The organism is Streptomyces sp. NPDC052396 (assembly GCF_044593195.1).
In the GTDB taxonomy this organism is placed as follows: Bacteria; Actinomycetota; Actinomycetes; order Streptomycetales; family Streptomycetaceae; genus Streptomyces.
Genome location: NZ_JBIUAW010000005.1, coordinates 85,608 through 101,425, shown reverse-complemented (window position 1 = coordinate 101,425; position 15,818 = coordinate 85,608). Strand labels below are relative to the sequence as shown.

The 15,818-nt window shown below is 65.6% G+C and carries 13 protein-coding genes, 1 tRNA gene and 1 other RNA gene; 7 read left to right on the top strand and 8 right to left on the bottom strand.

What is annotated here, in order from left to right; genetic code table 11:
* Positions 1 to 86 precede the first annotated feature (86 nt).
* The 4 genes from ACIHFE_RS14320 to ACIHFE_RS14305 form a co-directional block, all read right to left on the bottom strand.
* Positions 87 to 974: a phosphorothioated DNA-binding restriction endonuclease gene (locus ACIHFE_RS14320; protein ID WP_400106226.1), complete on the bottom strand. Its 888-nt coding sequence runs from the start codon at positions 972 to 974 to the stop codon at positions 87 to 89.
* A 140-nt stretch (positions 975 to 1,114) separates the two neighbouring features.
* Positions 1,115 to 1,765, bottom strand: coding sequence for a class I SAM-dependent methyltransferase (locus ACIHFE_RS14315; RefSeq protein ID WP_400106224.1), 651 nt, complete (start codon positions 1,763 to 1,765; stop codon positions 1,115 to 1,117).
* Positions 1,766 to 2,346: 581 nt separating this feature from the next.
* The gene (locus ACIHFE_RS14310) at positions 2,347 to 2,478 is read right to left on the bottom strand and encodes a DUF397 domain-containing protein (RefSeq protein ID WP_400106222.1); all 132 of its coding nucleotides are present in this window, start codon (positions 2,476 to 2,478) and stop codon (positions 2,347 to 2,349) included.
* On the bottom strand, positions 2,444 to 3,382 hold the full coding sequence (locus tag ACIHFE_RS14305; protein ID WP_400107004.1) for a Scr1 family TA system antitoxin-like transcriptional regulator: 939 nt from the start codon (positions 3,380 to 3,382) through the stop codon (positions 2,444 to 2,446). The genes ACIHFE_RS14310 and ACIHFE_RS14305 overlap by 35 nt, the downstream gene beginning before the upstream one ends.
* Positions 3,383 to 4,246: 864 nt before the next feature.
* Between ACIHFE_RS14305 and ACIHFE_RS14300 the strand changes: the two genes are divergently transcribed.
* The gene (locus ACIHFE_RS14300) at positions 4,247 to 5,236 is read left to right on the top strand and encodes a radical SAM/SPASM domain-containing protein (protein ID WP_400106220.1); all 990 of its coding nucleotides are present in this window, start codon (positions 4,247 to 4,249) and stop codon (positions 5,234 to 5,236) included.
* Positions 5,237 to 5,372: 136 nt separating this feature from the next.
* Positions 5,373 to 5,732 (top strand): hypothetical protein, encoded by a 360-nt coding sequence (locus ACIHFE_RS14295; protein WP_400106218.1) that lies wholly within the window; start codon positions 5,373 to 5,375, stop codon positions 5,730 to 5,732.
* A gap of 627 nt (positions 5,733 to 6,359) precedes the next feature.
* Here ACIHFE_RS14295 and ACIHFE_RS14290 read toward each other — a convergent pair.
* The 4 genes from ACIHFE_RS14290 to ACIHFE_RS14275 all read right to left on the bottom strand — a co-directional run bounded on the left by ACIHFE_RS14290 (position 6,360) and on the right by ACIHFE_RS14275 (position 11,402).
* On the bottom strand, positions 6,360 to 7,523 hold the full coding sequence (locus tag ACIHFE_RS14290; protein ID WP_400106216.1) for a phage major capsid protein: 1,164 nt from the start codon (positions 7,521 to 7,523) through the stop codon (positions 6,360 to 6,362).
* A 70-nt stretch (positions 7,524 to 7,593) separates the two neighbouring features.
* Positions 7,594 to 7,791 carry a hypothetical protein gene (locus ACIHFE_RS14285; RefSeq protein ID WP_400106214.1) on the bottom strand — a complete coding sequence of 66 codons (198 nt, stop codon included), beginning with the start codon at positions 7,789 to 7,791 and terminating at the stop codon, positions 7,594 to 7,596.
* Positions 7,792 to 10,103: 2,312 nt separating this feature from the next.
* The gene (locus ACIHFE_RS14280) at positions 10,104 to 11,183 is read right to left on the bottom strand and encodes a tyrosine-type recombinase/integrase (RefSeq protein WP_400106212.1); all 1,080 of its coding nucleotides are present in this window, start codon (positions 11,181 to 11,183) and stop codon (positions 10,104 to 10,106) included.
* Positions 11,184 to 11,317: 134 nt separating this feature from the next.
* Positions 11,318 to 11,402 (bottom strand) — tRNA-Ser (locus ACIHFE_RS14275).
* Between the two features lie 111 nt (positions 11,403 to 11,513).
* Here ACIHFE_RS14275 and ffs point away from each other — a divergent pair.
* The 5 genes from ffs (at position 11,514) to ACIHFE_RS14250 (ending at position 15,779) form a co-directional block, all read left to right on the top strand.
* Positions 11,514 to 11,608, top strand: an RNA gene (gene ffs, locus ACIHFE_RS14270) — signal recognition particle sRNA small type.
* A gap of 64 nt (positions 11,609 to 11,672) precedes the next feature.
* Positions 11,673 to 13,997, top strand: a complete 2,325-nt coding sequence (locus tag ACIHFE_RS14265) for a DNA polymerase III subunit gamma and tau (protein WP_400106210.1) — start codon at positions 11,673 to 11,675, stop codon at positions 13,995 to 13,997.
* A gap of 116 nt (positions 13,998 to 14,113) precedes the next feature.
* The gene (locus ACIHFE_RS14260; RefSeq protein WP_400106208.1) at positions 14,114 to 14,452 is read left to right on the top strand and encodes a YbaB/EbfC family nucleoid-associated protein; all 339 of its coding nucleotides are present in this window, start codon (positions 14,114 to 14,116) and stop codon (positions 14,450 to 14,452) included.
* A gap of 78 nt (positions 14,453 to 14,530) precedes the next feature.
* Positions 14,531 to 15,130: a recombination mediator RecR gene (recR, locus tag ACIHFE_RS14255; RefSeq protein ID WP_400106206.1), complete on the top strand. Its 600-nt coding sequence runs from the start codon at positions 14,531 to 14,533 to the stop codon at positions 15,128 to 15,130.
* Complete coding sequence (locus tag ACIHFE_RS14250; protein WP_400106204.1) at positions 15,123 to 15,779, top strand: DUF5063 domain-containing protein; 657 nt, start codon at positions 15,123 to 15,125, stop codon at positions 15,777 to 15,779. Before recR ends, ACIHFE_RS14250 begins: the two co-directional genes overlap by 8 nt.
* Positions 15,780 to 15,818: the final 39 nt, after the last annotated feature.

Here is a 15,818-nt window from a genome sequence, read left to right as displayed (position 1 = left end):
CGCGCTGTCCGGGCCGCCCCCTGGTGGCGGTGGCGAAGGAGCGCCTGCCGCTGCTCCGAGGAGCCCATGACCACGGGCGCCGTCGCTCACCCGGCCGGGCGCGGTGCACCATGGAAGACCTGGCTGGTGTGCCAGGAGCGGTGGGCCGCGGCGACGGGGCGGACGCCGGGCTGAGGGCCGATGAGCGTGCGGCCCGAGAGGGCTGTGACGTGCTCGCGGGCGGCGGCACTATGGCCGGTGAACCGCTGCGAGACCAGGATGCGATTGCTGTCGCCGATGCCCAGGACGCCCTTGTCGAAGAGCTTGTGGTGCAGCGAGCACAGGCACAGTCCGTTGTCGACCTCGTCCGGGCCGTCATAGGCCCACCAGCGCACATGGGCGGCCTCCAGCCCGACGGAGAGCGAGCCGATTCTCCCGTCGTAACCGCAGAAGGCGCATCGGTACTCATAAGCGGTCAGTACCAGCTCGCGCATCCGCCGGTCCCGCTGCCGCCGCGTGGTGCTGAGCCGTTCGCCCTCCGCCGGCTCCGGTTCCAGGCCGACGGAGTCGCACAACTCGCCGTGGAGCGAGGGCGGGAAGTGCAGGTCGAGCAGGATTCGTGCCATCCGGCCGAGCAGCGACGGCTCCCGCCGCAGCGCCGCCCGCAGCTCCGGCGCCAGCCGCCCCGCGGCTCCGGCCGCCCGTAACTCCCGTATCCCGGTGCCGGGGCTGCCGGGTCCGTGGTCGGTGCGCACCTCCCACACCCCGTCGCTCACCAGGTGGTGAAACGGGTAGGCAGGAGTGGTCCGGTGCGGCGGACCGTACTCGGCCAGCAGTCGCCGCAGGTCCTCCTCCACCGCGCTGTAGCGCAGTTCGTCATCGGCGTCCTGCTGGAACCGGCCCAGGGCGTACAGGAACAGCAGCGGCTTGTGCGGCGCGCGTGCCCCGCTTCTGGTCCACTGCCTCAGCTTCGCGGCGCGCTCCAGCCAGTCCATGACGGGCGATCGTAGTGCTGTCGCCCCCGGCTGCCGGTGTTCGTCCTTGTGCAGATGACGGGCGAACTCCGTTGCCGGCGGCGCCGATGAGCCCCGGCCACGGCCGCTCGCATGCCCTCCGCCGCCGCGCACCCCGCCGGTTACCGCCGTCGCATGAACAGGTGGCCCCGTCGGTGCCGCTCCTCCTCGCGGGGTTCGCGCAGCATCCGGCCGACTTCGGTGAACCCGGCCTCGCGGGCCAGCGTGGCGAGATCGTCGATCGGCCACCGGTAGGCCGTCGCCACCTTGTGGTCGAAGGCCGTCACCGGATCGCCCTCGGACTCGAAGAAGGCCAGCAGCAGGTGCCCGCCCGAAGCCAGTACGCGACCGAACTCGGCGAAGTACGCGGGCAGTTCCTCCGGCGGGGTGTGGATGACCGAATACCAGGAGACGATGCCGCTCAGCTCGCCGTCGGTCAGGTCCAGAGCGTCCATGGAACCGACCTCGAACCGCAGGTCCGGGTAGGCCTCGCGAGCCAGGTCGATCATCACCGGCGACAGGTCGACACCGAAGGCGTCCAGCCCCAGGTCCCGCAGGTGCGCCGTCACTTGGCCAGGGCCGCATCCCAGCTCGGCGACGGCCCCGGCTCCGGCCCCGGCGGCCCGTACAAACTCGGCGAAGGCGGCGAGCATGGATCGGTCCAGGTGAAGCGGGGCGAGTCCATCGCGGACGAAATTCGCATAGCGGATGGCGATGCCGTCGTAGGCATCCGCTGTGGCGCGGAGGTACGAGGAGGGGGAGAGGTCGGTCATGGGGGGCGAGACTAGAGCTCGCGTGATCAGGGCCGACGACCGGCCCGTGGTGGATGAAGGCGGCCGGGGCCTTCTTGCGCCACCCATACCGGGTTCCCCTGCCCCCGTACATACCAGCGACCAGATCGCTCCAGCCCCGTACGGCCGGCTGCCACCTGACATGTGTGCTGCGGGCCACATCCCGGAGCGGGCCCGGCGCTCAGATGCGTCGCCGCCGTGTGCCCGGGACCGTCGGCCGCGAGCCACGCAACGACGAAGCCCCCGACCGGATCCCGGTCGGGGGCTTCGTTTCCGCTGTTCAGCGGTGGCGGAGGATACGAGATTCGAACTCGTGAGGGGTTGCCCCCAACACGCTTTCCAAGCGCATCCACCAAAGACTGCGACACCAACACTGTGACCAGTGACGAAGCACGAGTCAAGAGGGGCGAAGGAGAGACAGGCGTCTTGCGTAGCTGGCCCCTGCATGGGCCAGTACCGACGCTGAGGCGTCGGCGACGGCCCGCCTCAGAGCGAGTGAGGCGAGCAAAGGGCCCCCGCCGTAGCGGGGCCCTCGGTCAAGCGCCAGGACACTCGGACGGCCGTTAGACGGCCGGGGAGGTGCCAGCCTTCACAGTGGTCGTGAACGACTGCCAGGAAGCCGCAGGAAAGGCCAGGGAGGGGCCGTTGGGAGCCTTGCTGTCACGGACGGGGATGACGCCGGAAGCCGCGAACACGCGGGTGAACTCCAAGCACTGTCCGCCGGTGCCGCCGCTGTGACTCGACTTCTCCCATATCGCGTGGGAGAGGTCTGGGGTCTTGCTCATGGGTCAACTCCTTTAGCGTGGTGCTGATCAGTGCCATGGAAAGCTCAGGAGACAGGGCACACGCGCGAAGCCTGTTGTACACGTCCTGAGCCTCAGCAACGGCCGCCGCTGACTCGTCAACCCGCGCATGGTGGCGGATCTCTTCATAGAGGGCAGTCGTCCCGTCCGCAGACGTCAACAGCGTCAACGGCAGGTGCGACGCGGGAGTCTTGGCTGCAAAGGGGAGCACCTGAAGCGTGACGTTCGGGCGCTGCACCTCGGTCAGTAGGTACTCAAGTTGCTCCCCCATCGTGGCCGTGTCGCCGACGATCATACGTAGCGTGGCCTCATGAAGGATCACCCACAGACGTGGGGGCGCATCGCGCTCTATCACGCTGTGACGGGCCAGCCGAGACTCAACCCAGGCTTTGATCTTCACCCCGCTTGCCTGCGGGTTTGCTGCCCGGAAGGTGGCTTCGGCATAGGCGGGGGTTTGAAGCATGCCCATGATGAACGTGGTCGAGTAGTCCTCAATGATGCTGGCTTGGCGCTCAAGCTTGACGTACGGAACGAACCATTCGGGATGTCCGGCGTCTGAGATGCGGCGATGCAGTCGCAGAAAATAGCCGGACGTCCCAAAGAAACGATCACACCCTTCAGCGAAGTGCTCGCTTCCCAGGGTGTGACCGTTTTCGACCTTGGACACGTACGGGACTTTGTACCCCGTTGCCTCAGCTAGTTGAGGCTGCGTCTTGCCTGCGTGCTCCCGGGCAAACCGCACCTCCGATCCGTAGAACTCCGGGCCGTCTTGTGCCCCTTCTGGACCTTCGTGCATGCGTGCGATCACCACCTTTCCAAGGACGGTTGGAAACCTGAAAGCTCTGGTCACCGTGCGCTGAGCACGTAACTCTGAGCCTACTCAAGGGAGTTGCCCGCCCGGGATGGGCGGGACACGCGGAGGTTCGAACACAGTGACTAGACAGCGTGACGGCGACCGATCGGCCGCGAAGATGACGATGCGGGTGTCCCTGGACAGTGGGCGCACGTGGGGACCGACGACGTACGTACAGCACGGCAAGGAACCGGCTGTGCGGAGCCTCTTCCCGCCCTGCATTTGCCCCCGGTGCAGGGAGCGCCACGAGCCGGATCGGTCGCTCGCCGCCCTGTCTGGGGGCCTGGGTGACCACTGAGACCCGGCGCTGCACGGAGTGTGCCCGGATCAAGGCTGAGCGTGCGGCTGCCGCTGAGCGGGGCGACCGGAGCAAGGCAAGTGATTGCATCGTGCTCATGGGTCGGCACCTGCGGGAGGCGCACTCTTGACGCCCACCGAGGAACAACCGGAGGGCGCCAACTCCGGTGACACCAAGCTGAGTTGCGAGTCCTGCGCCATGCTGGCGGCATCCAAGATGGCGGCTGCCCTCCGGGGCAACACGGCGAAGGCTGACGAGATCGGCCGAATCGCCAAGGCGCACTGGATGCGTCACCACTCCCCACTGTCACGGCGCACATGACCCCTGCCTCTCTGCCCCACGCCATGGCGCACCCTCCCGCGCTGTGGGTCTCTTCTCCCCAGCAGAGAGGCAGGCACCGGACCCCCGCCCGGTCGTCCTCGTGGCCGTTGACGGCCGGGCGGGCCAAAATGGCAAATCACGCAAGCACGGAAGCCAGAGCACATACGACCTCTCGTTGAGGAGGATCTATGCCCGCGCTCCCTCTCCGTCTGACGTTCGCCTGGTTAGAAATTACTGGGCTCTGCAATCTGAAGTGTGTGCACTGTTACGCCAATTCGTCACCGGAAGGTGACCACGGCAACATGGATGACGCCGATTGGCGCCGTGTCATGGACGAACTCGCCGGTACCGGGGTCCGTGACATTCAATTCATTGGAGGGGAACCGACACTCCACCCCGGGCTCCCCGAATACATCCGGCATGCCTGCTCCCAAGGGATGCGGGTCGAAGTCTTCTCCAACATGACCCATATCCGCGATGAGGTGTGGGAAGCGCTTCAACTCCCGGGTGTGCGGCTCGCCTTCAGCTATTACTCAGACTGGGATCAGGATCACGACGACGTAACACAGTCGAAGGGGTCCAACGAGCGGACGCGCTCCAACGTCGAAAAGGCCAAGCGGCTCGGCATCTCCATGAGGGGCAGCGTTATCCGCGTCCTGAAGGATCAGCGCAGCCAGCCAGCCGAAACGCAATTGCTCCAACTCGGCATACGTGACGTGCGGACAGACACACTACGGCCGTTCGGACGGGGAGCAGACGGTAAACCTCCACAGATTAAGAGACTCTGCGGACGATGCGGCAGGGGAAAAGTTGCCATCGGCCCCAACGGAGATGTGTGGCCATGCGTGTTCGCTCGCTGGATGAGCATCGGGAACGTGCACGAACAGAGCGTAGAAGCGATCTACTACGGCCTTCCCAACAGGCTAGTTCGCAGCGAGCTTGAGGAGGCGTTCCCACACACGGTGGTCAGTAGCACCCCGTCCTGCCTGCCGGACTGTAGCCCCTCGTTCGAGACGTGCTCGCCTCAACTGGCCTGCGCCCCGGATGCCGCCTGCGGACCCACAGGTGATGGCGGAGACGACGACAGCAGCAACAGCGGCAGCAAGAGCCAGCTACGCATGTCGCCCCGTCGATCGGTGCGTTATGCCAACCCCGCCATCTCCGGGACCGACTGTTAGGAGCCCCTGAGCGAGGTACAACGCGGCAGGGGGAAGATCCGCCCATTCCACGGCGATCAAGGATGGCGCACCGGTAGCGTGACGGTGCCCAAGCCAGACAAGGGCCCGTCTAGCACAGCGACCATGGAGAAAGAGCATGACCGATGCACCCCCCGTCGAGCTGTATCTCGCCCGCCGTGACGCGTACGCCGAATTCCTTTCCGCTGCCGACGCAGAATCTCAAGTTGCCTGGTTCCGGAGTGAAGGACGGTACAAGGACGAGGCGGCAGCCGTTGAAGCAGTGGACGCGGCATACGCCAAGACAAGGGCTAAGTTCAACGTGATTGACGTTGAAGATGTCGGCCCGATCAAAGAAGCCCGCTCAGTCCTGGAACGGCTTCAGGCCATGCACAAAGATGGCGGCAAGAACCCGGACTGGTATGAGTTCAAGAAAGCACGCGAAGAGTTCCGTAAAGCAGTAGCCGCATACCTGCGAAAGCTGCGCGGGGACGGCTAGGTAGTCCTCCTGCCCGTAGAAACGGGCAGCTCCGGGGAGACCACAACCAAAGAAAGCGCCCCGGCAACCGTTGCACCGGTTGCCGGGGCCGATGCCGACAGCTGTATAGGAGCTGACGACGCATGCACTCTATCTTGCGTGCCCTCATGTGGGCACTGGCCCTTCTGTTGCCTGCCCACGGCCGTCACGCCGCAGTGCGCCCCGCCGGGCGCCGGAGACCGGCCCACAGGCGCGTGTGTGCCGAACAGGTCGGCAACGTATGGGAGTTGGCGCCAACCCCGGCCGCACGGCCGGACCTCGACGGGGCAGCCGATGAGACGCCCGATGATGTGATCTGGTTCCCCCGACCGCTGGTTCCTGAGTACGTGCGCTACTGGGAGCGCGTACTGGAACGGCGCGAAGCCGTTGAAGCGGCGTGCGAGGGAAGAGATCACCCGTATACGTACCCGGGGGCGCCATTCCCGGCGCCAACGGCAGCAGCCTGATAAGCGAATAGGCCCCGCCCCCGTAGTCTTGGGAGCGGGGCTTTTCTATTGGATCTCAATTCCTCGGATATGGGGCTTGCCGGCAGTTGGGTGAATTTAAAATGCACTAATGTAGTGAAGTGGGTAGAGTGTAGGGCTTCTGTTAGGTGCCGAGAGTCTTAGTGAGGATTCTGACTGCGCGCGTATCTGCCACGCCCACACCGGCCCAACGGGATGTGACACGTGCCCCAAGCCGGTCGGTATCGAAAAAGAACTCCCACGAGAATTGCAGCTCAATTTCCCGGCGAAGACCGGTATACACATGTCGTCCATCCATCACGATGACGGTACCTGCTGGAAGGTGCGGAGCAGGGATCAAATCAGCGCCCCAGACTTGCTGGGGACCGTCGGTTCCAGAGTATGGAGACGAGAAGTAAAGACCAGCAGTGTTGGCCTTGAGCTTCCGAATCAGATTGTAGGTCGCTGGGTCCGTGTGAATTTCTGTGACCTTACCGCCGTAAGCCTCAATCTGCGCCATTTGATCGGCGATATTATCCAGGGTCACACTCGCACTGAGTGCGCTACTCGTCAAGCCGGGTACGTTAAGAATTCCCATGGGCTGACTGGTTCCCGTGCCGTTGTAGAAGAGGCTATCAACTGTCGCAGCAACGTTACGCATCATTGCGTCCGACACGGCCTTACGGACGTCTACGGCTGCATCCTGAAGTACCTCACTGGTAATGGCGGCCAATTGTGCCACCTTGTACGAGGCGAAACCCGCATCCCCAAAGCTGAGGTCAGATACAGGAATCTGTGCGCCCTCGGGTACTACAGACGAGGTGCCGTCACCCGCAACCACTGGAACATGCATATAACCCTCGCTCATGGGCAGCAGATTAACCTTGCCCTTTAGGAAGGTGGCCTGCTGCCTCATCGAGATCACAAAATCTTGAAAGACGCCGGGTGGGACAGCGGCCCCGGCGGAAGAGGGAAGCGTTGAAATGCTGCGGTACTCGGATTCGCTGGGCAGAATGAAGCCGTTACCGGTAGCCCAGCCTCGATCTTCCACGTCGTAAGGGCTCTCAGTGCCGTTCTTGAAGAGCGCCGCAAGCTTGTTCCCGAGCTTGCGATCCTCAGCCGCTCGTTCGGCCTTTTCCGTATAGTCCCTGACTTCTTCGCCCCTCTCGTCAAGGGCGGAATTAATGGCCTCAAGCTTGGTGCGCTTCTCGGAAGCGTTGAGCGACGTATCGGCGTCAACGCTTTTGTACTCCTCAAAGAGGCGCTGCCGCGCCTCAAGGGACTTCTTAGCCAGATCAATAAAACTCAATGCTTAACCTCAATTCAAAAGGAAGGGATAACCGGCTGCCGGCATGAGGGTGATAAATGCCGGTCAATAGCTAGCTTGCCGCGTGAGCCTTAAAGCTCTTTGCGTCATCAGCAACGTGAACGAGGGCGGCCCAGATGCCCGCCCAGGCGTGTTCAAGAGAGTCAGGGGAAGAGTCGCAAACCTCGTTGAACTTCATGAGGGCCTGATAGTGAATCTTCTCGACCTGAGCCAGGGGCAGGCCGACAAGAGCGTAAGTAAGATCATCCATCTTGGTAATCCATTTCTGCGAGTAGGCATGAGAAAGGGCGGGCCGCTTGCCGGGCAACCCGCCCTAAATGTGGAGTGAGTGTCATTCATTGAGCCAGCGAAGGGAACCGGCCTCACTCCTTACTATTTCGGCGACCAGCGCTCAGCACTCGTGCCACGGGCGATCCGACCCGATGACGCGCAAGTGCCTACGCGACGTACGGCCCTCGAACGGCCCAGCCTTAAGGGCCGGGTAGCGCAGCCGCTCAGGCAGGCTCTCAGGCTTACGGCTTGGCCGCCCCGCCTCCACCCCGAAGCCACTTCCAAGCATCTCGATAAGCGCGTCAACTGAGGCTGCATGCGCCCGTGTAGGGCGCTCAGGAAGGCGCCCGTGGGGAATTCGGCGTTGGGCACAAGCTGTGCGCTCCTCGGGGTTATGGGAGCGCTGTACGCGCCTTTGCTTAGTCCGACCTGCCCGGCGGCAAGCCTCCCCGCAGTAGGCCGACGGTCGGCCACGGCGGACCACGTGAGACCACTGTGCGCCGCATATGCGGCACTCGAAAATATCCATGATGCCTTTAGGCAATTCTCCTCCCATCATTGACAGCCGCGCCGGAGACGCTAGACTGCGCTGGACAACTGAATCCCTTCAGAAGCGCGAAGCGAATAAGCATGCAAGGCGACTGTATAGCGGCCCGCATAAAGATGCAGGGAAAGCGGCCAGATTACCCAAGGGCACCGTCGTGCCCATTTTTCTTTTTTCCGCACGCATGCCACGGGGGGAAGGAACGGGGGGGTTCCTAAGGAAGCGTTATACTTTTCGACCCCCTATTACCCCAAAGTGGACATTAGGGAAGCATAATCATGCTGCATTTATTCGGCATGAATATGCAGAGGTTATGCACTGCTGAGTGGCGTTGGGCCGATCAATCGTCTCGTTGCTTCCGCCCTTCGGCGAGATGTGATGTGATCCGCTGTAAGCGGATTCGTTGGGTCGCCGGTATGGCGACAAATAGAGCATCAGGACTGAGCCGCTAGAACGGCCAGCCATGCGGCGCCTATAAGCGCTGCCGTAGCCTCACGCGTGAGCGATGGGCTTCTCCTTACTTCCGCCCTTTCGGGCGGTTCTGCGGGCCTTATGGGCCCGGTTATGAAGCGGGCATCGGACTGCCCGCAGCACATGCTCTTAAGGATTATGTATTCCATTCTTGTATCGCTGGCCTGCCAGTGGCCAGCGTAGTTATTGCTCATCCTGCGCGCAGGGATGCGCGCTACTGATCTATTTGGCTGGCCTTCGATCGACCAGCGGATTACATGCCCCGGCCTTCGACGAGCCGGGGCAGTGACAGAGGATAGGCAGGCGCACTTGGGTGCACCCATAAGCGACTTCAAAGGTTAGGCAGGCCCCCTGCCTGCCCTGGACTCCTGCCCCGGCTCCTTTCGCCCAGCGGGGGCTCATTAAAGATAGAGAGAGCAACACGCGACAGCCCAGCGATAGAGCCACCGAGGTTAACGAGGGAGTGAACTAGGTGTCCACCTCGGTGAAATCAACGCTCGCTGAGCCCGTGAGGACGCTTGGTGTTGACTCTGTGAGTACGGCATGACCCAGTCCCTAGGCCAGCCTTCTTAGCCAAATGGTGCGACAGTACCAGACACCTTGCCTTTGACTCCGGAGTTATGAGCCCAAGCCGTTTGCAGGTCCTTATGGCGTTGCTTACCGCTGAACCCTCTACCGGCATAATCGCCCCCGTCTCTTCATGTACTTTCGCCCCCAGGCGATCCCTCAGCTCACTAGGCCCAAATTCCGCATGACCTATTCGATTGCTGTCGGCCAGAGCAAGAAGCCAAACTCTTAGCCATAGAGGTGCAGTTATGTTTTCGGCCGCAAGCCGATTCAATTCCACCTGCGACAAAGCGAGAAACGGTGTTCCGGCCGGGAAGTCAAGCCCTCTGGTCAAGAATCGTCCTCTCCTCTTTTAGGCATCAAAAAAGGCCCCGACGCGACTCCAGAGAGTGTCGGGACCTGAAGGTCCGAAGGCTGCCCGTGAATGGCCTCTACGGGCTGGGTGTGCACCCATGGCACAGCGTGCCTGTGTGCCCGCATGCGGGACGTTCGGCACCCCTGGCAAGGGTTGGCTACTGGCTGGCATGCCAGAGCCTCACAGGCCCCTTGGCGGGGCCGTTGATCACGACCGTACGACGCGCGCTCGGGTCACGCAAGAGAGTTCGATTGCCCACCTACTAGTGACTAGTAGGTGCCCAGCGGGGACGGCACGCTGTGCCGACACAGCAAGAGGCCCCGGACGATGCCGGGGCCTCTGAAGGCTGCTCAGGTCAGTAGCGATCCCCCAGGCGTTGAACGGCCTGGACGGCTCGCTGTGTTGCCATGTCGGCCCCGTAGCGGCGGAGCATGGCCGGTGACTTCCATCCTCGGATGGTCATGATGTGTTCGCCCGGGACCCCCGCTGCTTTGAGGTCATCGCACCAGGTGTGGCAAAACGAGTGAGGGGCCACAAGGGAAGGGTCGTATCCGGCCTCCTCCGCCCGTGCTTTCACCATCCGGTGAAGACCCGCGTACAGAAGTCGTGAGCGGTTCCGTGTGCCCAGCCAGAGCCAGTCCGTACGCTCGGCCAACTTGTGCGTGGCCCGCGCCCGCAGGTAGCGCGACAGAGCCTTGACCGTCTTGGGCTGAAGGGGGATGACGCGGGCGTCCCGAGAGTTCCGGTCCATCTTGAGCGGGACGACGACAAGCGCCCCGCTGGCAAGATCCAAGTCCTGTACGCGAAGGTTCAGGATCTCGTCACTGCGCAGCCCCTCAGTCAGCACCCGCAACAGGGCATGGTCCCGAACTGTGTGGAAGTCCTTCACTCTGGGGCTACCGCCCCCGGTGACGCCGAGCATGTCCCGTATGAAGTCCTCGCTAAGCGTCTTCGGCTTCCCCTGCTGCGGAGCCGCGTACCGCTGGAGCTTGGGGTCGTTGTAGGGGTTGGCGTGGTCGTACTCCTCCGCCAAGTAACCGAAGAGAGCACGGAGGTTACGTTGGATGGTGTTGGTCCCGCCGGTGTAACCCCCCTTGCCGTCCTGGGACTTGGGCACGTCGTGGGTTCGGTAGTACCAGCGGAAGAACCGGTTCAAGAGCGCTGTGTCCACTGCGGTGAAGTCTCCGGGCACGCGCTGATCAGTCAGCCAGTGGTGGAGCTGGGTGGCTGCGTACTTGTAGGCGTTGACGGTCCGGCGCTGGTAGGGCCGACCGTGCTTGTTCGTGGTCGTGGACAGGTGCAGCTCAAGCTCCGCGATCACGGCCTCCCGGCCGCCCTCGTCGGTCGTGACCGTCGGTACCGGGGCGCCTACGCCTGTGGCTGTGATGCTGTGGTTGCTGGCTCGCTGCTGCGAGCGGAGTGGGCTGCGGCCCATGGAGGCTCCCTAGGTGGAGCCGCTAGACAAGTTCTTGTTGCCCAAGCGTCTTGCCCAACGGCGACTGGATAGAGAGTCGCCGTCCAAACGAGAACCGGCCCAACCTGCGTTGTCGCAGGTCAGGCCGGTCAGTGCGGAGGATACGAGATTCGAACTCGTGAGGGGTTGCCCCCAACACGCTTTCCAAGCGTGCGCCCTAGGCCTCTAGGCGAATCCTCCGCCGCAAACAATACAAGACGCGGGGGACTGCTCGCGAACCCGTTCCCAAGGGCCTTGATCACATCGGTCATGGGGGGCCGAGCACCCTCCCGGATCCGCTAGGGTGGGAGACAAGCCCCTCACGTGGCGCTATCTCACCGAACTCCCCCAGGGCCGGAAGGCAGCAAGGGTAAGTGAGCTCTGGCGGGTGCGTGGGGGGCCCTTTGCATGGGGCGGGCGGGGGATTGTGACCGAGGCCACTTGTCGGTGGGGCCCGATATCGTCGTAGGTGTGTCGTCCCTCGCGCTCTATCGCCGCTACCGTCCCGAGTCCTTCGCCGAGGTCATCGGGCAGGAGCATGTAACCGCCCCGCTGCAGCAGGCGCTGCGGAACAACCGGGTCAATCACGCGTACCTGTTCAGCGGGCCGCGCGGCTGCGGCAAGACGACCAGCGCGCGCATCCTGGCCCGCTGTCTGAACTGTGAGCAGGGCCCTACGCCCACGCCCTGCGGAGAGTGTCAGTCCTGCCGTGACCTGGCCCGCAACGGACGCGGTTCGATCGATGTGATCGAGATCGACGCCGCCTCGCACGGTGGTGTGGACGACGCCCGTGAGCTGCGGGAGAAGGCCTTCTTCGGGCCCGCCTCCAGCCGGTACAAGATCTACATCATCGACGAGGCCCACATGGTCACCTCGGCGGGCTTCAACGCCCTGCTGAAGGTGGTCGAGGAGCCGCCGGAGCACCTGAAGTTCATCTTCGCGACCACCGAGCCGGAGAAGGTCATCGGCACCATCCGGTCGCGTACCCACCACTACCCGTTCCGCCTGGTGCCGCCCGGCACCCTGCGGGAGTACCTGGGCGAGGTGTGCGAGCGGGAGGCGATCCCGGTCGAGGACGGCGTGCTGCCGCTGGTGGTACGGGCCGGGGCCGGGTCGGTGCGTGACTCGATGTCCGTGATGGACCAGCTGCTCGCCGGGGCGGACGAGGCCGGTGTGACATACGCCATGGCCACCTCCCTGCTCGGCTACACCGACGGTTCGCTGCTGGACTCCGTGGTGGACGCCTTCGCGGCGGGCGACGGCAGCGCCGCGTTCGAGGTCGTCGACCGGGTCATCGAAGGCGGCAACGATCCGCGCCGCTTTGTCGCGGACCTGCTGGAGCGGCTGCGCGATCTGGTGATCCTGGCCGCGGTGCCGGACGCGGCGGAGAAGGGGCTGATCGACGCCCCGGCCGATGTGGTGGAGCGGATGCAGGCCCAGGCCTCCGTCTTTGGCGCGGGCGAACTCAGCCGGGCCGCCGACCTGGTCAACGAAGGGCTGACCGAGATGCGAGGGGCCACCTCGCCGCGGCTTCAGCTGGAGCTGATCTGCGCCCGGGTGCTGCTGCCCGCCGCGTTCGACGACGAGCGGTCGGTACGGGCCCGGCTGGACCGGCTGGAGCGCGGGGCCGCGTCGGCGGGCGGTGCCGTGGGTGCTGCCGCGGGCGGCGGTGTGGGCGGCGGTATCGGATATGTGCCGGGGCCGCAGGGGCACGATCCGAGGGCCACTCCCGGGCTGTCCGGGCCGGCGGCCGCCCGCGCGGCGGTGGCGCAGGGGGCGCAGGGCGGGCAGCCGTCCGGCGCGTCGGTGGCCGGTGCGCCCGTGGCCGGCACTCCCGCTCCCAGTTCGCCTGCCCCCGATACGCCTGCCGAGGTGCCTGCCGCTGCCGTTGCGCCCGCCGCACCCCCGGCCGCGCCCGCCGCACCCCCGGCCGCGCCCGCGCAGCCCGAGCCCGCGCAGGGCGGCGGTGGCCGTCCCGGCGCCTGGCCGGCCGCGGCCGCCCCGGGCCAGGGCGCCCCTTCGCCCACGTCCGCCCAGCGTCCGGGTGCCTGGCCCACGGCGGCCGCCCCCGGTCAGGGCGGCGGTACGGCGGGGCAGCAGCCCGGCGGCCGGCCTTCGGCAGGTGGCCCGGCAGCGCCGAGTGCCCCCGCGGCCTCGTACCAGCAGCCTCAGCAGCCCCAGCCGCCGACGCAGCCGTCTGCGCAGCCGCCGGTTCAGCCCCGTGGTGACGCCGGCCAGATCCGTCAGATGTGGCCGCAGGTCCTGGAGGCCGTGAAGAACCGCCGCCGCTTCACCTGGATCCTGCTCAGCCAGAACGCCCAGATCACCGGCTTCGACGGCAGCACGCTCCAGGTCGGCTTCTCCAATGCCGGCGCCCGTGACAGCTTCGCCAACAGCGGCAGTGAGGATGTGCTCCGTCAGGCGCTCGGCGATGCGCTCGGGGTGCAGTGGAAGATCGAGCTGGTCGTCGACCCGAGCGGCGGCGGAGCGGTTGCCTCCGGTTCGTATGGGGCCCCGGCCGGCGCTCCCTCCGGCGCCTCCGCCGGTGCGTACAGCGCGCCCGCCCCGGCCGCGCCCCCGCAGCCGCATCCCCAGCCGTCGGCCCCCGCCGCCGCCCCGGCGCGGCCCGCGCCGGTGCCCGCTCCGCAGGCGGCCCCCGAGCCGCCCCCGGTGGCGCCCGAGGACGACATGCCCGCCGAGGACGACCCGGACCTCGACGACACCGCCCTGACCGGCCATGACCTCATCGTCCGCGAGCTGGGCGCCACCGTTGTCGAGGAGATCGCCAACGAATAGCGGGGGATCGCTGACCAACAGGGGCGGGAAGCTTTCCCCCGGCATGGCACACCGTTCCCGGCGAACACGTAGGCTCGCACTACCGACCCGTTGTCGCGACAGCACAGGAGCAACCCGTGATTCCCGGTGGTGGTCAGCCCAATATGCAGCAGCTGCTTCAGCAGGCCCAGAAGATGCAGCAGCAACTTGCCGAGGCCCAGGAGGAGCTGGCGCGCACGCCCGTCGAGGGTTCGGCCGGCGGCGGCCTGGTGACGGCCACCGTCAGCGGTGCCGGTGAGCTCCAGGGCCTGGTCATCGACCCCAAGGCGGTCGACCCCGAGGACACCGAGACGCTGGCCGACCTGATCCTGGCCGCCGTACGGGACGCCAACGCCTCCGCTCAGCAGCTTCAGCAGCAGAAGCTCGGCCCACTCGCCCAGGGTCTGGGTGGCGGCCTCCCGGGTCTGCCCTTCTAGCCGTCCAGGCACGGCACCGGGCAACCTCATCGCAGCGGCACAACCGAAGACACAGGAAGAACCAGGAGAACCCGATCCGTGTATGAAGGCGTGGTCCAGGATCTGATCGACGAGCTGGGCAGGCTGCCCGGCGTCGGTCCCAAGAGCGCCCAGCGGATCGCGTTCCACATCCTGCAGGCCGAGCCGGCCGACGTCCGCCGGCTCGCGCACGCGCTGACCGAGGTCAAGGCCAAGGTCCGGTTCTGCGCCCTGTGCGGCAATGTGGCCCAGGAGGAGCGGTGCCGGGTCTGCCAGGATCCGCGCCGCGACCTCACCGTCATCTGTGTGGTCGAGGAGCCCAAGGATGTGGTGGCGATCGAGCGGACCCGCGAGTTCCGCGGCCGCTACCACGTGCTCGGCGGGGCGATCAGCCCCATCGAGGGCGTCGGCCCGGACGACCTGCGGATCCGTGAGCTGCTGGCCCGGCTCGCGGACGGTTCGGTCACCGAGCTGATCCTGGCCACCGACCCCAATCTGGAGGGCGAGGCCACGGCCACCTACCTGGCACGCATGGTGAAACCCATGGGGCTGAAGGTCACCAGGCTGGCGAGCGGGCTGCCAGTGGGCGGAGACTTGGAATACGCCGACGAGGTCACGCTCGGACGTGCCTTCGAAGGGAGACGACTTCTCGATGTCTGACGCAACGCTCCATGACGCCAAACGCGATCCCGGCGATTTCGCCGTCTCCATCGCGGACTCGATCGAGAGCTTTATCGTGGCTGTCACCGAGGTGTCCCGAGGCGACGAGCCGGACAGCGCCGTGCCCTTCCTGCTGCTGGAGGTCTCCCAGCTGCTGCTGACCGGAGGCCGGCTGGGCGCGCACGAGGACTTCGTTCCGGACGAGCGCTACGAGCCGGACGTCGGCCCGGAGCCGGACGTGGACGAACTGCGCGAGCGGTTCGCCCGGCTGCTGGACCCGGTCGACGTCTACTCCGAGGTCTTCGACCCGTATGTACCGCGCACCGCCCCGGTCGCCAGCCGGATCTCCGACGATCTCGCCGACATCATCACCGACCTGCGGCATGGCATGGCCCACTACCGTGACGGCCGGGTCAGCGAGGCCCTGTGGTGGTGGCAGTTCTCCTACCTGTCCAACTGGGGGCCCACCGCCTCCGCCGCCCTGCGCGCGCTCCAGTCCCTGGTCGCCCATGTGCGCCTGGACCAGCCGCTGGTCGAACTGAACGGACTGGATACCGACGCCATCGGCACGGAGGAGCAGCTGGCCGAGGAGGCCGGCCAGGTGATGGCGGCGGAGATCGGCGGGCAGACGGGGCTGCGCTCGGTCTGAACCCGGCCTGAGTCCGGTCCGAGCCTGGTCGCCCGCCGC